General features: G+C 35.6%; 19 protein-coding genes and 1 tRNA gene. 17 read left to right on the forward strand and 3 right to left on the reverse strand.

Annotated elements, in window-relative coordinates:
* Positions 1-119: 119 nt before the first annotated feature.
* The 14 genes from ACQV2O_RS00160 to ACQV2O_RS00225 all read left to right on the forward strand — a co-directional run bounded on the left by ACQV2O_RS00160 (position 120) and on the right by ACQV2O_RS00225 (position 17240).
* Positions 120-371: a hypothetical protein gene (locus ACQV2O_RS00160; RefSeq protein WP_428872832.1), complete on the forward strand. Its 252-nt coding sequence runs from the start codon at positions 120-122 to the stop codon at positions 369-371.
* Entirely contained in the window at positions 358-1638 is a 1281-nt protein-coding gene (locus ACQV2O_RS00165; protein ID WP_428874634.1) for a hypothetical protein, read from the forward strand. The genes ACQV2O_RS00160 and ACQV2O_RS00165 overlap by 14 nt, the downstream gene beginning before the upstream one ends.
* A 36-nt stretch (positions 1639-1674) precedes the next feature.
* Positions 1675-2082: a cytidine deaminase gene (cdd, locus tag ACQV2O_RS00170; protein WP_428872834.1), complete on the forward strand. Its 408-nt coding sequence runs from the start codon at positions 1675-1677 to the stop codon at positions 2080-2082.
* 20 nt (positions 2083-2102) lie between these two features.
* The gene (gloA, locus tag ACQV2O_RS00175) at positions 2103-2495 is read left to right on the forward strand and encodes a lactoylglutathione lyase (protein WP_428874635.1); all 393 of its coding nucleotides are present in this window, start codon (positions 2103-2105) and stop codon (positions 2493-2495) included.
* A 489-nt stretch (positions 2496-2984) separates the two neighbouring features.
* Positions 2985-4919: a 1,4-alpha-glucan branching protein GlgB gene (gene glgB / locus ACQV2O_RS00180; RefSeq protein WP_428874636.1), complete on the forward strand. Its 1935-nt coding sequence runs from the start codon at positions 2985-2987 to the stop codon at positions 4917-4919.
* Between the two features lies 1 nt (position 4920).
* A complete protein-coding gene (locus tag ACQV2O_RS00185) occupies positions 4921-6057 on the forward strand; it encodes a glucose-1-phosphate adenylyltransferase (RefSeq protein WP_428872923.1) in 1137 nt (378 codons plus the stop codon).
* Entirely contained in the window at positions 6058-7212 is a 1155-nt protein-coding gene (glgD, locus tag ACQV2O_RS00190) for a glucose-1-phosphate adenylyltransferase subunit GlgD (protein ID WP_428874637.1), read from the forward strand.
* A 10-nt stretch (positions 7213-7222) separates the two neighbouring features.
* A complete protein-coding gene (gene glgA, locus ACQV2O_RS00195) occupies positions 7223-8674 on the forward strand; it encodes a glycogen synthase GlgA (protein WP_428874638.1) in 1452 nt (483 codons plus the stop codon).
* 218 nt (positions 8675-8892) lie between these two features.
* Positions 8893-11019, forward strand: coding sequence for a transglycosylase domain-containing protein (locus ACQV2O_RS00200; RefSeq protein WP_428874639.1), 2127 nt, complete (start codon positions 8893-8895; stop codon positions 11017-11019).
* 92 nt (positions 11020-11111) lie between these two features.
* Entirely contained in the window at positions 11112-11456 is a 345-nt protein-coding gene (locus ACQV2O_RS00205; RefSeq protein WP_428872927.1) for a YlbF family regulator, read from the forward strand.
* Positions 11457-11552: 96 nt separating this feature from the next.
* On the forward strand, positions 11553-12821 hold the full coding sequence (locus tag ACQV2O_RS00210; protein WP_428874640.1) for a metallophosphoesterase family protein: 1269 nt from the start codon (positions 11553-11555) through the stop codon (positions 12819-12821).
* Entirely contained in the window at positions 12811-15630 is a 2820-nt protein-coding gene (locus ACQV2O_RS00215; RefSeq protein ID WP_428874641.1) for an AAA family ATPase, read from the forward strand. Before ACQV2O_RS00210 ends, ACQV2O_RS00215 begins: the two co-directional genes overlap by 11 nt.
* A complete protein-coding gene (locus ACQV2O_RS00220) occupies positions 15631-16578 on the forward strand; it encodes a 3'-5' exoribonuclease YhaM family protein (RefSeq protein WP_428872931.1) in 948 nt (315 codons plus the stop codon).
* Between the two features lie 8 nt (positions 16579-16586).
* Positions 16587-17240: an SRPBCC domain-containing protein gene (locus ACQV2O_RS00225; protein ID WP_428874642.1), complete on the forward strand. Its 654-nt coding sequence runs from the start codon at positions 16587-16589 to the stop codon at positions 17238-17240.
* Between the two features lie 67 nt (positions 17241-17307).
* On the opposite strand, the gene ACQV2O_RS00230 is transcribed toward ACQV2O_RS00225, so the two are convergent.
* The 3 genes from ACQV2O_RS00230 to ACQV2O_RS00240 form a co-directional block, all read right to left on the reverse strand.
* Positions 17308-18279, reverse strand: coding sequence for a peptidylprolyl isomerase (locus ACQV2O_RS00230; RefSeq protein ID WP_428874643.1), 972 nt, complete (start codon positions 18277-18279; stop codon positions 17308-17310).
* Positions 18280-18419: 140 nt separating this feature from the next.
* Complete coding sequence (locus ACQV2O_RS00235) at positions 18420-18779, reverse strand: YtxH domain-containing protein (protein WP_428872935.1); 360 nt, start codon at positions 18777-18779, stop codon at positions 18420-18422.
* A gap of 1 nt (position 18780) precedes the next feature.
* On the reverse strand, positions 18781-19215 hold the full coding sequence (locus ACQV2O_RS00240; protein WP_428874644.1) for an HIT family protein: 435 nt from the start codon (positions 19213-19215) through the stop codon (positions 18781-18783).
* A 240-nt stretch (positions 19216-19455) separates the two neighbouring features.
* Here ACQV2O_RS00240 and ACQV2O_RS00245 point away from each other — a divergent pair, with 240 nt between their 5' ends.
* The 3 genes from ACQV2O_RS00245 to ACQV2O_RS00255 all read left to right on the forward strand — a co-directional run bounded on the left by ACQV2O_RS00245 (position 19456) and on the right by ACQV2O_RS00255 (position 21680).
* Positions 19456-20223, forward strand: a complete 768-nt coding sequence (locus ACQV2O_RS00245; RefSeq protein ID WP_428874645.1) for a hypothetical protein — start codon at positions 19456-19458, stop codon at positions 20221-20223.
* A 120-nt stretch (positions 20224-20343) separates the two neighbouring features.
* Positions 20344-20415: transfer RNA gene (locus ACQV2O_RS00250), tRNA-Arg, on the forward strand.
* 653 nt (positions 20416-21068) lie between these two features.
* Positions 21069-21680 carry a 50S ribosomal protein L25 gene (locus ACQV2O_RS00255; RefSeq protein WP_428872939.1) on the forward strand — a complete coding sequence of 204 codons (612 nt, stop codon included), beginning with the start codon at positions 21069-21071 and terminating at the stop codon, positions 21678-21680.
* Positions 21681-21725 lie beyond the last annotated feature (45 nt).

Below are 21725 nucleotides of genomic sequence, written 5' to 3' on the forward strand. Positions count from 1 at the left end.
TACTTTTTCAGTTTAGCCCTTCTTGGTAAAATTTTCAATGAAAGTTAGCATGATGCTTGAGTAGGTCTTTTGAGGAATTTATTGTATAATAATAATAGTATGATATAGGAGGAAAAGTTATGAACATAGTTTATTTTTCTGATAAATGTCCGAATACGGAGGCTTTTATTAGCCGCTTAGATCAAATGGAAGTGAGCTACGAAGCAGTCAATATAACTGATTCAATGAAGAATTTAAAAGAGTTTCTTAAATTAAGAGATAGTCGTAATGAATTCGATGAAGTTAAAAAAAATGGCAATGTGGGTATTCCTGTTTTATATTCTGAGGATCGGTTAATCTATGATTTGGATACAATTAATGAAAAAAAGTAAACAAGTCTTCAAGAGAATAGTTATAAGTATTACCTTCATTATTTTCAGCCTCTTTTTAAGACTGCCGACTAGCCACGCCCAAACGGAGTCTGATTTTTATGACATGTCTATTGAGATAGTAAATGACTTAACAACTGAAGTTAGTGATCAAGAAGATCAACAGTTACGAACCTTAAAAGATTCCTTAACAGAGTTTGATGTGGAGTATAAAGTAGAACAATTGGCTAAGAAATATGATCTAGAACCTAAAAGAACGACCCTCGATTTAGAAGAAAATTACCGTATGGAGTCCTTCCTTTTAAGAGAAGATGCCCCATATGGTATGGAATTAATTGCTATCTATCAAGTCGATCAGTTAGTCTATCTAGCCAGTCAATATTATGGGGCCCTCGAATTTATTGAAGAACAAAATCAATCCATTGAAATAGCTCGTGCTGTTGCCAAAGATTTTCAAATAATGGCCAGTCTGCAAGGGAATATTATGGAAGATGACGGCCTGTTAGTAGAAGTATCGTCTAAAGACAAGCAAGATGACTATCGTTTAGCTTATTTTAGAGAGCAAGCGGTTTTATCAGACTATCTGATCAATGAATTTTTAAAAAGCCAAAAGATTGAGGGCATCAATTCTCAACTAACCCTTGAATTAGCAGAAAAGAAAGAAATTCCTGATCCAACAGATGAAAAGTCAGAGGATTTAGAAGACGATAAGCGTCCTCTAGAAGAGAAATTAAAGGGCATGATACCCGCTTCCTTAGCTGAGTCTGAAATAGTTGCATTTGATGACTATCAAGATAATATTATAAGTCTTGAAGATCAAATTAAGCTTTATCAATCCAGAATCCAGACAGAGATTACGGCTGATAATTTTTCTCGAGAATCTATTATCGAACAATTAGGACAAGCAAGTAAGAGCAAAAAGCAAGATAACTTAGAGTCGGACGAATATTACTTTCTTTCTAAAAATAATTTAGTCTATCTTAACTTTATTTATAGTGAAGAACAATTGTTGCAAGCTAATTTCCATTATTTCGATGAAAATTGTTTTAAAGAAGGTAAAGATTTCCAGTCTCTGCTAACAGATTATGAAAACAATGGTTCTATCACAGTAGCAGAAATTGAAGAAGACCTCGGTTCAGCTGATAGTGCGGCATATTATATGATGACTGGCTTTTCTTATTATTCATGGGTGAGCTTTTCGGATAATATCCGCCAATTAATTGCAAGTATACAACAAGATCAAATTATTAATCTTCAAATTGATGAATAAAATCACTAATTATCACACACAGGAAGAAGGATCAAAGTGGATCAAACAACAATTAATTCTTTGATGGAACAAGCTCGTGAAGCAGTAAAAAGAGCCTATTGCCCATACTCAAATTTTCCCGTTGGAGCAGCATTGTTAACTAAGGACGGTAAAGTTTATACAGGTGTTAATATTGAAAATGTGTCCTTTGGTGCTACTAATTGTGCAGAGCGCTCAGCAATCTTTACGGCTGTATCCGAAGGATACCGTCCAGGTTTTATTGAGGCAATTGCAGTAGCAGGGGATACGGAAGACTTTTTAATGCCTTGCTCAATTTGCCGTCAAGTATTGGTAGAAATGGCAGAGCCTGACACTCCTGTCTATTTAACACGTAAGGACCAATCCATCTATCAAACAACAGTCAGTGAACTTGTACCAATGGCTTTCCAAAGCCTAGATATGTAAAAAATACAGGAGGAATTATAATGACACAAAAATTGTTACATACTTGCTATCGAATTAAAGATAGAAAAGCGAGCTTGACTTTCTATACGGAAGTTTTTGATTTTAAAGTGATGCGTGATCGTCGCTTTCCAGAACATCAGTTCGATTTGCTTTATTTACAAGTTCCTGGATCAGATTTTGAATTAGAATTAACCTATAACTATGACTCGGAAGGCTATACTATCGGAGATGGATTCTCTCACATGGCTATTGGAGTGGATAATCTTCAAGCGCAACATCAAAAATGTAAGGAAGCTGGTTACGAAACAACAGAGCTTAAAGGACTTCCAGGTCAAAAAGCTTCTTACTTCTTTGTATCTGACCCTGATGGCTATCGACTGGAAGTGATGGATAATAAAAACTTAGCAGTATAAGCTTGTCTATGCCCGTTGCTTATGGTAAGATTTATACATGCGATGAGTCGAATACAATCTGGTAGATTGGAAGCAAGCTGTCTAGAGCTAAGAGCTCAAGCCAGGAAGGCGACAGAGCAAGTTGGAGCTGTGAACTGCAACTTGCAGTATCTTAGGATATTTTGCGATTCGTGAGTACTAGTTACTCACCGACACTCTTATGGAGTGTCCCTTATAAAAGAGCCTTTAACTTTCTGAAATTCAGTCAGTTAGAGGCTTTTTTGTATGAATTTAAAAAACAAGAGTTTTAGAGCTTAAATTTTTAATATTTATAACTAAATAATTTCAATATTAATGAACATATCATTTTGACTTTAAAATGGGCGTTGTCATGGGATTATTCTTTTAAAATAGAGGGCGTTCCGTTACAATATTGGTAATTGAACAAGTTACCTAATTCACTTAATAGTCCGTCTCAAACTTATCAATTATAAGAATGGAAGGTTGCCAATGACATTTTCCTTGGATCGAAGTAGCTTAAACAAAGAAATAGAAAAGTTTTCAACACAATTGCATGACCAAGCCTATCATTTTTTAGGTGCCAAGCAGGTTCAGTCAAATTCAAAAGGTTATCAGTTTAGTGTATGGGCACCCAATGCTTGGCAGGTATATTTACAAGGCGATTTTTCTAATTGGAAAAATCTATGGATGGAAAAACTTGATGGCGGTGTATGGAGTCTATATGTTGAAAACGCTCAAGCAGGACATTGTTATAAATATGGAATGGATCATGGAAATAATCACATTGAATATAAAATTGATCCTTACGCTATGCGATTTGAAAAACCCCCTCAAGATGCATCGATTATCGAAGATCTCACACCATTCCCATGGAATGATCAAAAGTGGCTAAAAGCACGCAAGGCTAAAGATAAATTTGACAGTCCTTTACAAATTTATGAAGTTCATCAGAGTTCATGGCGACAGCATCCCGATGGAAGATCTTATTCTTTTAAAGAGTTAGCTCACAGTTTAGTTCCTTATGTTAAAGAAATGGGTTATAACTACATTGAGTTTATGCCTCTAACTGCCTTTCCTTATGCTCCTTCTTGGGGCTATCAGGTAACCGGCTATTATGCAGTCGCTGGTCAATATGGAAGTAATGAAGATTTTAAATATTTCGTTAATTATGCTCATCAAGAAGGCATTGGTGTCATTCTTGATTGGGTACCTGGTCATTTCAATCAAAATGCGAATGCTTTGGCATATTTTGATGGTCAGGCTTGTTATGAGTATGCAGATCCTCAACGAGCTAAAAATATTAGCTGGGGTAGTTTAAATTTTGACCTTGGAAAATTACAGGTACAATCTTTTCTAATCTCAAATTTAAATTATTGGCTGTCTGAATTTCATTTGGATGGTATTCGAGCAGATGCTATTTCAAATATTCTTTATCTCGACTTTGATCAAGGTCCCTGGACGCCTAATAAATATGGAGGAAATGACAACCTTGAAGGCTATCATTTCTTACGCATAATGAATCAATGGGTTCAAGATTACTATCCTGAGGTTTATATGATTGCTGAAGAAGCCACTTCATCTAGCGGAATAACTTTGGATATTGCTCATGGAGGATTGGGTTTTGATTATAAATGGAATATGGGTTGGATGAATGATGTCTTACGGTTTTTCCAACTTCCTTACAATCAAAGGCCAGCTCAATTACGTCTCATTACTTTTGTTTTTATGTATCAATTTAAAGAACGTTACTTACTTCCTTTCTCTCATGATGAGGTTGTTCATGGGAAAAAATCCTTGCTAGCTAAAATGCCAGGTAGTCGCTATGATCAATTTGCTGATTTGAGACTTTTACATGCCTATATGTTAGCTCAACCTGGTAAAAAACTTCATTTTATGGGTAATGAATTGGGACAATTTATAGAGTGGCGCTATTATGAAGAATTAGATTGGCAAGGACTAAAGCAAGAATATAATAGTGAATATCAAGCGTTTATGCGAACCATCAATAAGATTGGCTTAAATAGGCCAGAATTTTATCAATTGGATCATCATCCAGAAGGAATAACAGTTTTGGATGCGGATGATTTAGAGAGAGGATTGCTAAGTTTTATTCGTTGGTCTAAAAATAAACAATCATACTCTGTGATAATGATTAATTTTTCAAAAAATCATTATTATGATGTGGAATTAGGTGTCCCTGAAAGTGGAGATTTTCTTGTCTATCTTAATAGTCAAGCAGATCAATTTGCAGGTTATCAACAAAATTGGCAAAAGTTTTACCAAGCAAAAAATAAAAGCTGTTGTAAGCAAGATTATTGTTGTTTGATTGAAGTTCCAGCTTTATCCGTTCAATTTATTGAACATATAAATTTGCATCAAGATAGAAAGGAGAAGGATGCTAAGCAGTTAGTATCCAAACGCTAAAATGAAAGATGAAATGATTGCGATGATACTAGCCGGAGGTCAAGGAAGTAGGTTGGGCGTTTTGACCAAGCAGATTGCTAAGCCCGCAGTGCCATTTGGAGGAAGGTATCGTATTATTGACTTTGCTTTAAGTAACTGTGCAAATTCTAACATTCATAAAGTGGGGGTCATTACTCAGTACCAACCTCTAGAATTAAATGGTCATATCGCTAATGGGGAGGCTTGGGGCTTTAATGCTAGCGGTGGTGGCACAACTATTTTACAACCTTATTCATCCACTGATGGAGAAAAGTGGTTTAAAGGGACATCAAATGCTATTTATCAGAACATAACCTATATCGATTCTGTTAATCCAGAATATGTTTTAATTTTATCTGGAGATCATATTTATAAAATGGATTATTCAAAGATGTTAGATTTTCATAAAGAAAAAGGCGCTTCTTTAACAGTTGCTGTGAAACCTGTGCCTATCAAAGAAGCAACACGCTTTGGAATTATGAACACAGATAAAAATGATCGTATCGTTGAATTCGAGGAAAAACCTGATCAGCCACAATCAAATTTGGCTTCAATGGGGATCTACATTTTCAATTGGCAGAAATTACGTAACTATTTAATTGAAGATCAAGATCAAGATAATCAATTAGAAGATTTTGGTAAACACGTTATTCCACTTTATTTAGCCAATGATGAAGCATCTTATGCTTATGCCTTTGACGGTTACTGGAAAGATGTGGGAACTATTTCATCCTTATGGGAAGCAAATATGGAGATTTTGAATCAAGATCACCCACTCTATCACTCCAATCCTGATTGGCGTGTCTACTCGAATAATCCGGTTCTACCTCCGCAAGTAGTGACGGACCATGCGGCGATCTATGATTCCTTTGTTACTGATGGATGTTATGTATCAGGAGAAATTCACCGGTCTATTCTTTCCGAAAACGTAAAGGTGGGGCTGGATTCTCAGATTACCGATTCAGTGATCATGGCTAATGCTAGGATTGGAGCATCTTGTCGAATTGAGTATGCAATTGTTGGCGAGAATGCTCGAATAGCAGATGGAGCAATGGTGATTGGAACAGAAAGAGACATTGCAGTTGTCGGTTTTGGCGATCAGATAGAAAGGAAGAATTAAATGGTTCAGCATAAGACTTGTGCAATTTTAAATTTAACAGAAGACAATCAACCTCTATATCCTTTAACTTATAATCGTCCTATCGCAGCTTTGCCATTTGCGAGTCGTTATCGCATTATTGATTTTATTTTATCTTCTCTTTCTTACGCTCAAGTTCAATCGGTGGCTATGTTTATTGGTGAGTCCGGACGCTCTCTGTATGATCATATCCGCTCAGGAGCCTCATGGAATCTTGATTCACGGATTAGAGGAGGTATTTTCACCTTCTCTCAACAAGACTGGAAGGCGCGTTATCATCGAGAGAACGACCATGAAGACTACTATTATAATCATCGAATCTTCTTAGAAAGATCGAAAGCTAAGTATGTCTTTGTATCTGGATCGAAGATTATCGCTAATTTAAATATTAATGACTTACGTCAATCGCACATTAGAAGTAAGAAAGATGTAACTTTAGTTTATAAAAATGTGATTGCATCGACTATAGGGATGGACCATCCCAACGAACGCATCGTTGCGTTTGATGAAGAAAAAAATATCGTCGATCTATTACCTAACTCAGAAAAACCCGCTCTTGCATCCGTTAGTTCCAGCTTAGATATGTATTTTCTATCTGTAGACATTCTTTTAGCTTTAATTGACCGAGCTGATAGAGAAGAGCAGTATCTTGAAATAGATGATCTTATTCAGTTTTATTTATTGGATTATAGCATTCATCCTTATGAATATACTGGTTATACCGCAAATATTAATACGGTAGAAGCCTACTATCAAGCCAATATGGACATGTTAAACCATTTATCCTTTGCAGCTTTATTCCATACGGATCAGGCTGTTCGTACCAAATCCAAAAATGGAATTCCAACCTATTACCATGAGCGTTCCTATGTGCGAAATGCAATTTTAGCAACTGGAACGACCGTTTACGGTGAAGTAATCGACTCTTTAATTAATCGGCGAGTTCAAATTGGGGAGAATGCTAGTGTGAGAAATTCAATTATTCAACAAGGGGTTGAAATTGGAGAGGGAGCCACAGTAGAGTACGTCATTTTAGATAAAAATGTCGTGGTTAAGCCCGGCACAGTGATTCGTGGACGCCCTGATAAATTAATTGTAAAAGCTAAAAATGAAATTGTGGATGCAAGGGTAGATTAGGAGGATTTAAATGAAAATACTTTATGCCTCAGCTGAAGCGGCTCCTTTCTTTAAAACAGGAGGTCTAGGAGATGTCGCTTCTGCATTGCCAAAAGAGTTAGCGAAGGAACCCGAGCTTGATGTTCGTGTGGTGCTTCCTTTCTATAGTCAAATGGCTAATGAATATGCGCAACAGCTAGAAGAAATTGCACATTTTCGTTTCCAACTGGGGCAACGAAATGTCTACTGTGGAATTAAGCAATTGAAGGACCATGGAGTAACCTATTACTTCATTGATAATTTGGCTTATTTTGATCGCGCTTCTTTATATGGAGAATGGGATGATGGCGAACGCTTTGCCTATTTTTCAACTGCTATCATTGAAATGCTGGAAGTAATTAATTGGATACCAGAAATTATTCATTGCAATGATTGGCAAACGGCTATGATACCCGCTCTTTTAATCGATCGTTATCACTGGAAGGAATCCTTAAAAAATATTCGAAAAGTACTCACTATTCACAATTTACGTTTTCAAGGGATTTATGATGCATCCATGCTTTCGAACGTCTTTGGCACTGGCTTTAATACCTTTACCGACGATGGTTTGAAGTACCACAACAATATGAATTACCTTAAGGGTGGTATTAACTTTGCCGATCGAGTAACAACGGTCAGTCCGACCTACGCTCAAGAAATATTAACTCCAGAATTTGGTGAAGGTTTAGATGCAGTATTAAGGCGAAATGAATGGAAACTTAAAGGAATTATTAATGGAATCGATTTAGAAATCAATAATCCCAAGACAGACAGCTATTTGCCTTATCATTATGATCAATCAGATCTTTCAAACAAAGCTAAAGTAAAAAGCTACCTTCAAAGGCAACTTACTCTTAAACAAGATAATCAGATCCCTTTAATTGGAATCGTCAGCCGGCTGACAGACCAAAAAGGTTTGCAATTAGTTGAGCAAATTATGGATGATTTACTGCAACAAAATGTTCAAATGGTTATTTTAGGTACTGGAGACCAACACTTTGAAGATTCATTTCGCTATTTCGAGCAGAAATACCCTGATCAACTGAGAGCTTGCATTCAATTTGATCTTGGACTGGCTCAGCAAATATATGCTGCCAGCGATATTTTCTTGATGCCATCTGCTTTTGAACCTTGTGGTCTCTCGCAAATGATTGCCATGCGCTATGGCACACTGCCTCTGGTGCATGAGACAGGAGGCTTAAAAGATACTGTCGAAGCTTATAATAAATATACTGGCCAGGGAACCGGTTTTTCATTTAAAGGTTTTAACCGCGACAATTTACTTTTTACCATTAATATGGCCTTAGATATTTTTATTAATCAAAAGGAAGTTTGGCAGAAGTTAGTGAAGCAAGCCATGGGTAAAGATTTCTCTTGGACTGCACCTGCTAAAGCATATAAAGCTGTTTATGATGAACTTTTAAATACATCTGTCAATTTATAGAATTTAATTAATTTTCAATTATTAGCCTTCTAAAAATGTTTCATTGAGACATCAGTTAGATGGCTATTTGAATACTTAGGCAAAAGTCATACAATCTTTCATAAATTTTCTTAATCATTTAGTATAATTTAATAAAAAGATTGACCTCGGCCTTTAGTTGGAAGGCGGTCGATATAATTCTGTCTAGGATAGAATTAACAAAGTAGGTGAATGATTAAATGGAGAAATTTAAAATGCAATCGAGTAAACATAAAATATTTCAAGGGATCAAAAATATTTGGCGCTATTACCGAGGATGGAAGTGGTTAGTGTTTATTGCTTTATCACTTACCTTATTCTTAACCTCTTATTTGGTTTTTATTGCGAAAACGACTGATGTTAAACAACTGCAAGATTCCCTGCAAACAAAAACAGAAATCTATGACAAACAAGATCAATATGTAGGTACACTCTTATCGCAAAAAGGAAGCTATGTGACCTTAGATGAGATATCTCCCTTAATGCAAGAAACAGTTGTTAAAACTGAAGACAAGCGCTTTTATGATCACAATGGATTCGATACAATTGGAATTGGTCGAGCGTTTTTGCGTTTAGTTATTAATCGCAATACTTCTGGTGGGGGAGGCTCCACCTTAACACAGCAATTAGCTAAAAATGCTTTTCTCAGCTTGGATCAAACTTTTCAACGTAAATTAAAAGAATTGTTTCTAGCACTTGAAATTGAGAAAACTTATTCAAAAGATCAAATTCTTGAAATGTATTTAAACAATGCCTACTTTGGTAATGGAGTCTGGGGCATTCAAGATGCGGCTCAAAAATACTTTGGCATTAATGCTTACCAATTAGATCAGAATCAATCAATGGTTCTAACCGGTATCTTAAAAGGTCCTTCCTTATATAATCCAATTGATGATTATCAAGCAGCTATTGACCGACGAAATGTCATTGCTGATCTTTTGGCTGATGAAGGGGTTATCTCATTTTCTAACGCAGAGGATTACAAAGCAATGTCTATACCTCTTTTAGACAATTATGTTCCAGCCAGTTCTGGACATGAATATCCATTTTACTTTGATGCGGTGATCAATGAAGCTATTCGTAAGGTAAACATCCCTGAAGAAGACCTTATGTCCAAGGGCTATCGAATTTATACTAATTTAGATATCAATGCTCAACAAGGTCTTAATAACGCTTATCAAGAGAATGCTTATTTATTTAATGATGGGGCATATGATGCGCCGATTGTTCAAAGCGCAAGTGCGATAGTTGATACTCGTACTGGGGGAATTATGGCAATTTATGGAGGAAGAGGAGAATATGTCTATCGCGGCTTTAACCGTGCTAGCGATATGTATCGTGCTCCTGGATCGACCATTAAGCCCTTAGCAGTTTATTTACCAGCTCTTGAGAATGGATTTAATATGCATTCGATGGTTCCTGATGTTGTTAAGGCTTATGGTAAGGATCAATTTGCTCCAGAAAACTTTAATCGTCAAACGGATCCTAGAGGAGAAGTCCCCTTATACTTTGCTTTATCACAAAGTAAAAATACATCCGCTGTTTATTTACTAGATAAATTAGGAATTCAAACCGCAGTCGATAAACTGCATCAATTTGGTATTGAAGTTCCCCAACAAGACCAGCAGTTGACCTTGGCCTTAGGGGCTTTTTCGACAGGAGTAAGCCCTGTGCAATTAGCCTCAGCTTATGCGACTTTTGCTAATAAGGGAATAAGAAATGAATCTTACTTTATTCGACGAATTGAAGATATTTCTGGGAAAGTTGTATATGATAACGAAAAACCTAAACGTCACTTAATCATGACCAAAACGATTGCCGCAGATATGACCAGCATGATGTTAGATACATATGGTGGCAATGGTACTGGATATGGCGCAGGCCCTAATACAGGTTTGATTGCTGGTAAAACAGGAACAACTGAAGTATCAGACGGTTCAACCCAAACGCGAGACCGTTGGATGGTTGGTTATACCCCAGATTTTGCGATAGCGACATGGATTGGTCTGGATGACGTAGAAAGTGCTAATTTGGATGAAATTATGCCAACTGGCATGGGGAGATTATTTAATAGTCAAACTTCTTACATGATGGCATACTCGCCACAAACACCATTTGATGTCAGCTACGCTTCGCAAATGGAAGCAGATACCAATGGTAAAATGGGTGGTGATTGGTTGGAAAATGTTGATTTCAACTTTGACGGAGAACTTTTTTCAACACTTAAAGAGAACGGAAGTAATCTATGGGAAAAGGTTAAATCTTTTAGTAGTGAAAAAACACAAGAGGTTATCAATTGGATCGAAAACTTAGACCTACCTATTTAAAAAACGCCCAATAAAAATGGGTGCTTTCACCTCAGTTTGATTGAAAAAAAGACTAAAAATTGATACTATTATCATATAGAAATGAGGTTATTATGAACATTAATATTTATGATACAGCTAACACTTTAGAACGCGAATTACGACAGTTGCCAGCTTATTTGAATGTAAAATCGGCACTCGAAGAAATAAAGAAAGATCCTGAAAGCAATCAGTTGTTTGAAGAGTTTCGTCAGGTCTCACAGTCACTTCAGACAATGACTGAACAGCCGAGTGAAGAGAAAATCACAGAAGTTCAAAACTTGTATGCAAAAGTAATGGAAAACCCTTCAATTAAGAAGTTAATGGAAAACGAACAACAACTCGGATTTCTAATGGAAGAAATCAATCAAATTATTACCAAGCCACTACAAGACTTATATCAAGCGCCAACTGAATAAATTTGAATTTGGCAACTGGAAGCCATCGAACAATTATCTTTCGAGGTTCTTTCAGTTGCTTTTATCAACCAATTATTTTGGAGAGAGGAGACCGAGATGCGTTTCATGCATTTTGCTGACCTACATTTAGATAGCCCCTTTGCTGGAATGCAAAAACAATACCCTAGCTTACAAGAAGTTCTAATCCAAGCTCCATATAAGGCATTCCATCGAGGCGTTTCATACGCTATTAAAGAAGATGTAGACGCTGTTGTTATTGCAGGAGATATTTATGACACTCAAAAACAAACAATTTATGCTCAACATGCTTTTTTAAAAGAATTAGAACGACTGAAAGCAGCAGAAATCCCAGTGGTTATTTGTCATGGGAATCATGACTTTCTTAATAACCAACGCTTACTGATGCAATATCCTGAAAATGTTTACGTCTTTAAAGATGAGTCGATTGACCATATCGATATAAAGACAAATGATAATCAAACTTGTCGCTTCTATGGTTTTTCTTATAATAAACGTTGGATTCATGAGTCCAAGGCCCAAGAATTCCCTGTAAAAAACAATGAAACGGACTTTACCGTAGGCTTATATCACGGGGAATTGTTAAGTACGACGCAAAAGGGAAATTATGCTCCTTTTACATTGGAGCAACTAATCTCAAAAAATTATGATTACTGGGCTCTTGGACATATCCATCAGGCAAATACTTTATCCACATTCCCGCTTATTCAATATGCTGGTAGTCCTCAAGGTAGAAATCGCCTGGAGATTGGCGACAAGGGAGCCTATTTAGTCACCTTAGAAGTCGATCAAAAGGTAAAATCTGAATTTATTCATTTAGCTGAAATTGAATGGAGAGATGAAATCATAGAGTGTCAGGAAAACTGGCAAGTTAATGATTTGTTATGGGCGATAGAATCCTTAGTCAATAACTTTAAAGATGAGGTTGATAAGGGCCTACCTTCGAAGATTATTTCTTTAACTTTAAAAAATGCACAACGTTTGCCAATCGATATACAAGAACAAATTGAAAAAGGTGAGGTTGAATCGATACTCACTGAACCCCAGTCGATCGAAAAATTCGCGATTATTGTTAGGGTAAAGCTTGAGCGTCAAATGGTATTAGATGCCTTCGAATATGATAAAACATTAAAAACTAGCTTCCAAGCGGCTTGTCAAGATATGCAAGAAGGTAAAGCATATCATGAAAGTCTAGCAGAATTATTTGACCACCCAATTATTAAGCAAAGGATGTCAGATTTATCATTGGATGAAGAATTGAAGAAGGAATCTATTCGATCGGCACAAGAGTTAATGATTCAAGCAATCGGATTTGAATTTAAGGAGGCGATTGATAGTGAAGATTAGCACCCTTGATATCTATGGATACGGTAAATGGGTTAATCAACGCTTTGATTTAGATGATCAATTACAGTTGATTTTTGGTCAGAACGAAGCTGGGAAATCAACACTCCAATCTTTTATTCGAAGTATTCTTTTCGGATTTCCTTCTAAACATCGACGGGTCAATCAAATTAATCGCTATGAACCCAAACTTAGTGAAGTATATGGGGGCAGAATTCTTTTAAAAGAAACTAGCCATGGAGATATTTGGGTGGAAAGAACTAATAGAGGTCTAACTTTAACAGATACAAAAGGGCATGAGCTTGAACAACTAGTGTTAGATCAAATCTTAAGTGGATTAGATGAAAACCTCTTTGACTCCTTTTATGCCTTTTCACTGCAAAATTTGCAGGAACTGTCAAATGTTGATGCAGAAAAATTGGGTGATTATTTCCTATCAATCGGAACGGTTGGATCAGATAAATTTCTTTCTGTGGCTAAATATTTCGAAAAAGATCTGGGGCAACTTTATAAATTAAAGGGGAAAAATCCTAAACTTAATCAAGCGTTATTGGAATTTGAAGAACTTAGTCAATCCATTGAGAAAATGAAGCAAAATATGGCGAAGTATGATGACCTGTTCGACCAACAGCAAGCTGAAATAGATCAAATTGAAGCCCTTAATCAGTCTATTCATGATTTAGAAGAAAAGCAAAGACAATTGGATCAGTTGATGACAAGGTTTGATATTTATCAAAAAGACCTCGTCGCTCAAAGAGAGTTAGAGCAATTAGTTTTTACTAAAATGGATAAGGATATGCCAGAAAAATTAGAAGAGGCTGTTCGGACCAAAAATGATAGTCAAAAGACTATACAACAAATGCAAGAGCGTATTCACAATTTAAACAATGAAATGAGTACCCTAACCCGTCTAAATTGGGGAAAAAACCACGAAGACCAAAGGAGACAATGGTCAAGTGATACCGCCCATATTAAAAAGGTGGATTTACGTTTAGAACACGTTTTAGAAAGAATTCAAGAACAAACCAATACTATGGCTCGACTGGCTCGTGAAGGACAGTTTTATCCTGAAAAAGTAAAGAAGTCCTCAGAGTTTGACCGTGAAATCGAGCAAGGTTACGAAATTCAAGCGGCCATAGATGATTTTGAAGGACAAAAAGATTCTATTCAAGCAGAGAGAAAAGTTTTCCTAGATCAGCGAAAAGAATTGCAAACCTACTCTGTCACAGTTAGACAGCAGCACGCAAAACTAGAAAGTATGCGTATGAATGAAAGAGCTCAATTACAACAAGCTACAAATATTAGGCATTATCTTATAGGGGCTCTTTCAATCATTTTAGGACTAGCAATGGGTATTTATCATTTACTTAATCAGACAGGGGCGAATTTCCGTTGGATTGCTTTGATTTTAATCGGATTAGGTATACTTTCAACCGCTTATGTCTTCTTTGAGCATCTAAAATATAAAAAGAAATTTCATTCCTCTCCAGCAATTGAGAAAATGGCTGAATTACAAAGAAAAGAGCGCCATTATCAAGATAGAAGTCAAGAACTAGGTCAAGACATCAATCAACGAGAAGCCAATCTTCGATCGGTTGAAGAAAACTTAGTCAGAAAAAGACAAGAGCAGCAACGATGGTTAGTTGCCTTAGGCTTTTATCCAACTGCAGATGCAGAAATTGTTCTTAAATCGAATCCGGTTAAAGAGTACTTTCAAGCTGAAACAATTCGTCAACAATATGAAGAAGAGCGAAATGATCTCAATGTGGAGATTGCCAAATGGCGCAAACAAATCGCTCCACTACTTGAGCGTTTTCCTTTGGGAGATCAAAGTATCAAGGTTCTTATACACCACGTTGAAGAAACTGAAGTTTCAATCGCCCGTCAAGTGGAACGTGGTAAAGCGATGGAGGAACGTATAAGAAATGCTCAAGATATCATTGCTCAAGAGAAAAAACATCTACAAGAGCAGCAAGAAATCATTGAATCAATTTATCAATCAACAAACTCCTTTGACCAAGTTGACTTTAGACAAAAAGTTCAAGCCAATAATCAAATTCAGCAACTCAAAGAAAAACGTCACTTGTATAGTGAGCAGATTAGAGGTTATGAAAATGAGATGTCAGCTATCGAAAGTAAACAGTCATTAATCAATCAATATAATAAGGTTCAAAATGAATTAACGCTTAATAAAAGTCGTGTACAACCTCATCAATATCAGCGTGCAAATATTGAAGTGGCTTTAAATCAGCTTGAGCAAGATGGAAGTTATCAAGTCTTACAACAAAAACTGGAAGATAAGAAAGCAGAAATCATTAAATATGTTCAAGAGTGGAGTAAGAAAAAAATTGCTGTCGATTTAATCTATCAAACATTAAGACAAGGAATGGATAGTCCGATTCCTGAAATGAATAAAATGGCTAATGAAATTTTTTCTAAATTAACCTATGGGCGTTATGATCAAATTAAATTGAATAAAACTGGAATCAAAGTTAAACAGTTTTCAGATGTGCTGTTTTCACCTCATGAACTTTCGCAAGGAACCTTGGAGCAATTATATGTCGCTCTACGTTTAGCTTTTATAGTGAATGCCTCTTCAATGGTATCAATGCCTATCATAATCGACGATGCTTTTGTGAACTTCGACGAAATACGTAAAGCAAGCATGTATAAAGTTTTAGAGACCATCAGTCAAAATCATCAAGTTTTATTCTTTACTTTTGATCAAATGGCTGCGGATACATTAGCGATTGATTCGATGATTAACTTAGACGAGCTAATAGAAACGAATTCAACCCAGGAGGAGAGCTAAATGAGTTTATTATATGAGATTAATGAAGGAGACGAATTTGGAATTTATGTTCTTATTAAAGCAGCAGATGTGAGAACCGCTAGAAATGGCAAACCATTTATTGCCTTCCGTTTTCAAGACCGTTCTGGATCCATGGATGGTATGTATTGGTCTGCTACTGAAGAAGAAATTAACAAATTCCAAGTCGGTAAGGTTGTTTTTCTGAGAGCTAATCGGGATACTTATCAAGGAAGTCCTCAAGTAAAAATTAAAGCACTTCGTTTAGCTGAAGAAGGAGAACCCAACGATCCAACACTTTATGTTGAACGAATTTCTATGAAAATTGATGATATAAAAGAACAGATTAATGACGCTTTATTTCTCATTCAAGAACCGAATATTAATCGAATTGTGCGAAAAATTTTGAGTGAACATGAAGAAGCTTTTTACAGCTATCCAGCTGCTAAAAGAAACCATCATGCAATGGCAGGCGGTTTAAGTTATCATACTGTTTCTATGTTGAAAATTGCTAGAGCACTTTTGGCTATCTATCCGCAAATAAATTCTAGCCTACTTATTGGTGGACTGATACTTCACGATATCGGCAAAACAATTGAACTATCTGGAGCTATCTCAACCGAATATACTTTTAAAGGTAAAATGTTAGGTCATATCGTCATTATGTCAGAAATGATTGAACAAGTATGTCAACAAATTGGTATTGATCCTAATAAAGAAGCCGTTGTTTTATTAAAGCACGTTGTACTAGCACATCATGGTAAATTGGAATATGGTAGTCCTGTTCAACCGCGTATTCTTGAAGCAGAAATTCTTCACCATATTGATAATTTAGATGCTACTGTTAATATGATTTTGTCTGTTTTAGATAAGACACAAGAAGGTCAAGAAAGTGCTCAAATTTTCCCATTGGATCGTCGTAGTTTTTATAAACCAAATTTCAGAAAGTAGGCAAATAAATGACAGATAATAGCAATCCAAAGAAATGTAATTGCAAAAATCATGGGTCTAATCATGAGAGTCAATGCCAAGTTAATCATTCTAAATCGAACTCTGAGCACTTATGTGGATGCCATCATCATGCAGAACATAACTACCATCATGGATGTGGTTGTCACCATGAACAAGTAGAAAACCCTCAAACTGATCTTGGTTTTTCTCTATTCTTTGAAGGAGAAATTAATGCAACTCCAGAAGCAGTATGGAACCATTTGACTGATAATGAATACTTATCTAAGTGGAAGTCAGATATGAGGATGATTGACTGCAAACCAGGTGGGTCATTTAAAGTAACAAGAAATGGACAAGCGCATCATTTGATGTTAACAGATGTTGAAGAAGGACATTTATTGGCCTATTTATGGAAAAATGACGATATGGTTCTAACAATCGATCCTGGAGAAAAAGATACTACGCTCTTTACTTTTGAATATTGGTTTGCTGATAGAGAAGAAGCCAATGCTGAGGATGTAGCTCCATGGATTATAAATCTTTATGAACTTGAACACTTTATTGTTCATAATGAATTAATGGATACTAAAGACTTGCCGAAAGCATTGATGGCAGAAGTTAATAACTTAATTAAAGAGCAAAAATCACGTGAAACGCTTTAATATTTTAATACAGTAAAACAAAAAAGGTTGAGGATTTTCCTCAACCTTTTTATATTTAAAATAGTTTCTATTCAGCAGGAGCCTCTTCAGCAGGAGCCTCTTCAGCAGCAGGTACTTCCTCAGCAGAAGCATTCTCTGGTTGGTCAGCTAAATTGATTAAATCATCCACTGCATTTTTTAATTCAGGATCTTCAATCTTTAAGTCAGAGTTTTTAATAAGCTCTCCGACAATTCCATAGGTAAAGTTAGAGTCAGCATACTTACTTTGTTTATATGCTTCAACTACTTCTTCTTTACTCTCTTCTAATGGTTTCTTTTCACCATTGTTGATTGTTTTAATAACGTGGTAGCCAAATTCAGATTGAACAGGTTCGCTCGTCATTTCTCCATTAGCTAAAGACTTAACTGCTTCTTCAAATTCTGGAACCATTTGTCCTGGCGAGAAAGGGGCTAATAATCCACCATTTTCTGCAGAACCATCTTTAGATAATTCTTGAGCAACGGTATCGAATTCTTCGCCATTATTGATGCGTTCAATAGCATTTAAAGCTTCTTCTTCCGTATCAACTAGAATATGCTGTGCTTCCATCATTGGTTGGTAATCATTATCATAGAAATTTTGAATGGCTTCATCTGACATATCGATGCGACCTTCAACAATTTCTTGTAAAAGATTACGGATATATAATTGGTATTCATATTGTTCAGCGCTACCTAATTGTTGGTAAGATAAGAATTGTTGGAATACCTCTTCTCCACCTAATTCTTGAATTTGTGACTGAACTTCTTCAGCAGCTCTTGTTTTAGCTCCTTCAGCGTCTTCTACATTTTCAATTAAAACAGCTTCAATAATTTTTGAGCGTAGAGCAGTAGAGCCAAATTGTTCTTTCATATCTTGATAAAAATCTTCAGCAGTGATAGTTGTCTCTCCAATAGTGGCAATTACACCCTCTTGAGCTGAAACGCTTGTTAAATTCGGCAATGCAACAAGAGCGACACTTGCTGCTGTTAAAATCCAAGTACGGATTGATTTTTTCATATTAATTTTCACTCCTATAGTTCTACTATAATTTGCTATAACATAAGCATAAATATATCTTAACACTTAATGATTAGAAAAGATAATATAAGCTAGAAATTCTAAAAAACATCATAATTTTTATAAATTAAAACCTGAATTTAATTCTTATATGAGTTTAAATTAGCTGAAGACATTCCCTCAATATCTTCATTTAATTGCTTAACATTTTCTTTAATTCTTCTTATTCTAGGTTCTGTTTCATCCATGACTTTTTGTTTAGTTTGATTGGTTAAATGAGAAATAAAGTCCATAGTTTGCTTAGCTTCTGCAGTCAATGACTGAATAGCTGAATGAAAACGGGCATAGTCTTGATCAACTTGTTGGAAATCAACTTTAAAATCTTTATAAGTCTTTTTTAGTTGATGTCTTGTTTTCTCACCAGATTGTTTAGCATTCATTAACCCCGCTAGTACTCCAAGAGCTAAGCCAGTTAGAAAACCTTGTGGGAAATTTTTCATACTAATCGCCACTTTCTATTGTTTGTTTAATTGATGCTGCCAATTGCTGAAATTCATCCTGAGTGTAACCATCTGAATGGTCTTCAAAATGTAATTTAAATCCTTCTTCTTTATGATAACGTGGAATCAGGTGAATGTGTGAATGGAAAACAGATTGATAGGCGACTTCTCCATTGTTATTGAGAATATTCATGCCCTTAACACCTGGTATGCTTTTTTTAATGGCGTCGGCAATTTTCGGAATTCGACTAAAAACGGTACTTGCTAACTCTGGATCATACTCAAAAATATCTTTAACATGTTTCTTTGGTATGACTAAAGTATGTCCTTTGGTAACTTGAGTGATATCTAAAAAGGCAAAGACCTCATCATCTTCATAGACCTTAGCGCTAGGAACCTCTCCGTTGATAATCTTACAAAAAATACAATTTGTCATTTTTCTCTCTCCTTTAACTTACGTCTTGTCTCTATAGCATATCATAAGGATTTTAGAAAACGCTATTAATAACATCTTAAAATGAGTCTTCATAAAAAATTCATAAGATTAGCGTGTTACAGGCTTAATTTCATTAAATATTCCATTTTAACTCAAGCCTCCTTTAAACTAGCTATGATATAATAGTTATGTTGAAGAAGGATATATTATAGATATAATAACAATTACATGGGAGGTAGAATGAATTTGAATAAAAGTAAATTTCAAAAAATGTACCTGCTCTTAACTCTTTTAGGCATTTTCCTGGTTTTTAATTTAAATCCTTTAGCAATAGTTCACGGCCAAGAGGAAACGACAGAAGAGCAAGTAGGGATAGAGCAAACTGACGAGCCGTCTAGTCAAGAAATTTTTGAAACAAGTAATGAAGCTGTTTTTGACCCTCTACCTGATGTCGGTCTATTTAAGCAACTCATTCCTTATGTGCATTATTTAAATTATCAATACGTGGGAGATGGAAGTGAATACTCTACTAAAGATATCATCATGGAATTCATGCCTGATGCAAATGGAGTTTTTCAAGTCGCAGAGTTTACAGATACAAAAGCCGTAGCCTACGTTTATCAAATTAAGCCCGATGGTCTATATGAACTCGCTTACTTTGATGATTATACGGTGGTGGAAGACCTGAGGTATTCCGCTGATGCTTCAGATGACAATGTTTCACTCATTCTACCTGTAGATATAAGTGAAGGAACAATTTTTAAATCAGGCTATCAAGAAGAAATTAAGAAAAAAGTAATTGGTAGGGTGGACTCGCTAACAATTGGTCAAGAAATTTATACTGATGTTTTGCTTGTTGAAGAGATGGCAAAGAATAACGGAGATACAATCCGTATCTATTATGCCAATGACGCAGGTTTGATTTTAATTGAGCGTCTTCATCCAGATGGCACAACCACACCAATAATTTACCTTAGGTCTAGACAAGGTTCAATCATGGACCAATAGTGGATAATTTTTACAATCTTATTTTTAGAATAGGACTAGCATCATTAATTGTTAGTCCTTTTTTATTGGCTTATTTCTTGCTTTTAGCAATTTGAGTTTGGTATAATAGGTAATCGTTAGGCCGCCGTAGTGTAATGGATATCACGGAAGATTCCGGTTCTTTCGATGGGGGTTCGATTCCCTCCGGCGGTATTTGTAATAAAGCTAAAGATTTTTAGCAAAAAATCTCATATTTTTTAAAAAAATACTTTTTAGAGAGTTCAGCCAGATTGGCTGTTTTTTATTTTAAATTAGACTAGCTAGAATAAGGGGATTGACTAGACAATCGCACAAGGGTTGACTAAGATTTAACTAGTTATAAGACAAGCAATTAGAAAGGAAAACTTAGAAAATTAAAAAGCCCATTTTTAAGAGTAAGTTTATTTCTTATTACCATTCTTGTATTAGCTGCTTGTGATAGTACCAATAAAGCAAATATTGCAAGTGATGCTTATAAGATGTCAACTTATACTCTTATTAAGGCTGCTCAAGAAGGTAATCAAGATAAACAAAATATTGATTTAGATAATCCCTCAAATATTTATGAAAAGGAAAAAAAGCGCTAAAAAGTAACAACAAAAGATAAAACGACTAGTAGAAAAACCACTACCAAAGATAAATAAATTAAGTTTGTAGTTATTTTTTAAAAGAATAAGGGCAAAAAAGAAAATTATATAGAAAAATCACTAAGACTAGTCATAAAACACTGGTATTGTGAGCTGGTTTTTGATATGATAATTTATGTGTAAAAATTTACAGCAAATCTAGCATTCTATATGCAATAAGTTATAAAGGAGCTCTTATATATGGCAATTAGTGCAGAATTAAGAACAAAGACAGGTACCGGTGCTTCTAAACAAGCACGTCGTGAAGGTAAAATCCCAGTAGTTTTATATGGACAAAAATTAGAAGCAACTTCTTTATTAGTTGATCGTCGCGAATTCGAATCACTTCTAAAAAAAGAAGGATCTAACGCGGTTTTTGATTTAAACTACGACGGTAAAACGCAAAAAGTAATCTTGAAAGACTTTTCTAAAGCAGCTTTAAAAGATATTTTCTATTCAGTTGACCTAGAAGCTATCTCTGCTGATCAGAAGATTATTGTTGAAGTTCCATTAAGCATTATTAACGAAGAAACAGTTAAAATTGGCATTGTGGAACAAACACTTAATACAGTGGAAATCGAAACTAAACCAGACACTATTCCGAACTCATTTGAAATTGATGTTACTGGAATGGAAATTGGTGACACTAAGACAATTGCTGACTTAGCAGTTCCAGCAGGCGTTGAAATCTTAGAAGATTCAACTGAAACAATCGTTTCAGTTTCTGCTCCAACAGAAGAACCAGAAGAAGAGGAAGAAACTGAAGTGATAGAACCTGAAGTAATTGGTGCTAAAGACGAAGAAGAAGAGTAAAAATTTGTATTATGAAGCACTGTAAACGCTTGTCGTTTATGGTGC

Origin of the sequence: Facklamia sp. P13055 (assembly GCF_050409445.1) — a bacterium.
GTDB lineage: Bacteria > Bacillota > Bacilli > Lactobacillales > Aerococcaceae > Facklamia.

What these genes read in the sequence shown, in the direction of transcription:
- ACQV2O_RS00160 (WP_428872832.1), top strand. Translation starts at nt 120, where the DNA reads ATGAACATAGTTTATTTTTCTGATAAATGTCCGAATACGGAGGCTTTT.
- ACQV2O_RS00165 (WP_428874634.1), top strand. Translation starts at nt 358, where the DNA reads ATGAAAAAAAGTAAACAAGTCTTCAAGAGAATAGTTATAAGTATTACC.
- gloA (WP_428874635.1), top strand. Translation starts at nt 2,103, where the DNA reads ATGACACAAAAATTGTTACATACTTGCTATCGAATTAAAGATAGAAAA.
- glgB (WP_428874636.1), top strand. Translation starts at nt 2,985, where the DNA reads ATGACATTTTCCTTGGATCGAAGTAGCTTAAACAAAGAAATAGAAAAG.
- ACQV2O_RS00185 (WP_428872923.1), top strand. Translation starts at nt 4,921, where the DNA reads ATGAAAGATGAAATGATTGCGATGATACTAGCCGGAGGTCAAGGAAGT.
- glgD (WP_428874637.1), top strand. Translation starts at nt 6,058, where the DNA reads ATGGTTCAGCATAAGACTTGTGCAATTTTAAATTTAACAGAAGACAAT.
- glgA (WP_428874638.1), top strand. Translation starts at nt 7,223, where the DNA reads ATGAAAATACTTTATGCCTCAGCTGAAGCGGCTCCTTTCTTTAAAACA.
- ACQV2O_RS00200 (WP_428874639.1), top strand. Translation starts at nt 8,893, where the DNA reads ATGGAGAAATTTAAAATGCAATCGAGTAAACATAAAATATTTCAAGGG.
- ACQV2O_RS00205 (WP_428872927.1), top strand. Translation starts at nt 11,112, where the DNA reads ATGAACATTAATATTTATGATACAGCTAACACTTTAGAACGCGAATTA.
- ACQV2O_RS00210 (WP_428874640.1), top strand. Translation starts at nt 11,553, where the DNA reads ATGCGTTTCATGCATTTTGCTGACCTACATTTAGATAGCCCCTTTGCT.
- ACQV2O_RS00220 (WP_428872931.1), top strand. Translation starts at nt 15,631, where the DNA reads ATGAGTTTATTATATGAGATTAATGAAGGAGACGAATTTGGAATTTAT.
- ACQV2O_RS00225 (WP_428874642.1), top strand. Translation starts at nt 16,587, where the DNA reads ATGACAGATAATAGCAATCCAAAGAAATGTAATTGCAAAAATCATGGG.
- ACQV2O_RS00230 (WP_428874643.1), bottom strand. Translation starts at nt 18,279, where the DNA reads ATGAAAAAATCAATCCGTACTTGGATTTTAACAGCAGCAAGTGTCGCT.
- ACQV2O_RS00235 (WP_428872935.1), bottom strand. Translation starts at nt 18,779, where the DNA reads ATGAAAAATTTCCCACAAGGTTTTCTAACTGGCTTAGCTCTTGGAGTA.
- ACQV2O_RS00240 (WP_428874644.1), bottom strand. Translation starts at nt 19,215, where the DNA reads ATGACAAATTGTATTTTTTGTAAGATTATCAACGGAGAGGTTCCTAGC.
- ACQV2O_RS00245 (WP_428874645.1), top strand. Translation starts at nt 19,456, where the DNA reads ATGAATTTGAATAAAAGTAAATTTCAAAAAATGTACCTGCTCTTAACT.
- ACQV2O_RS00255 (WP_428872939.1), top strand. Translation starts at nt 21,069, where the DNA reads ATGGCAATTAGTGCAGAATTAAGAACAAAGACAGGTACCGGTGCTTCT.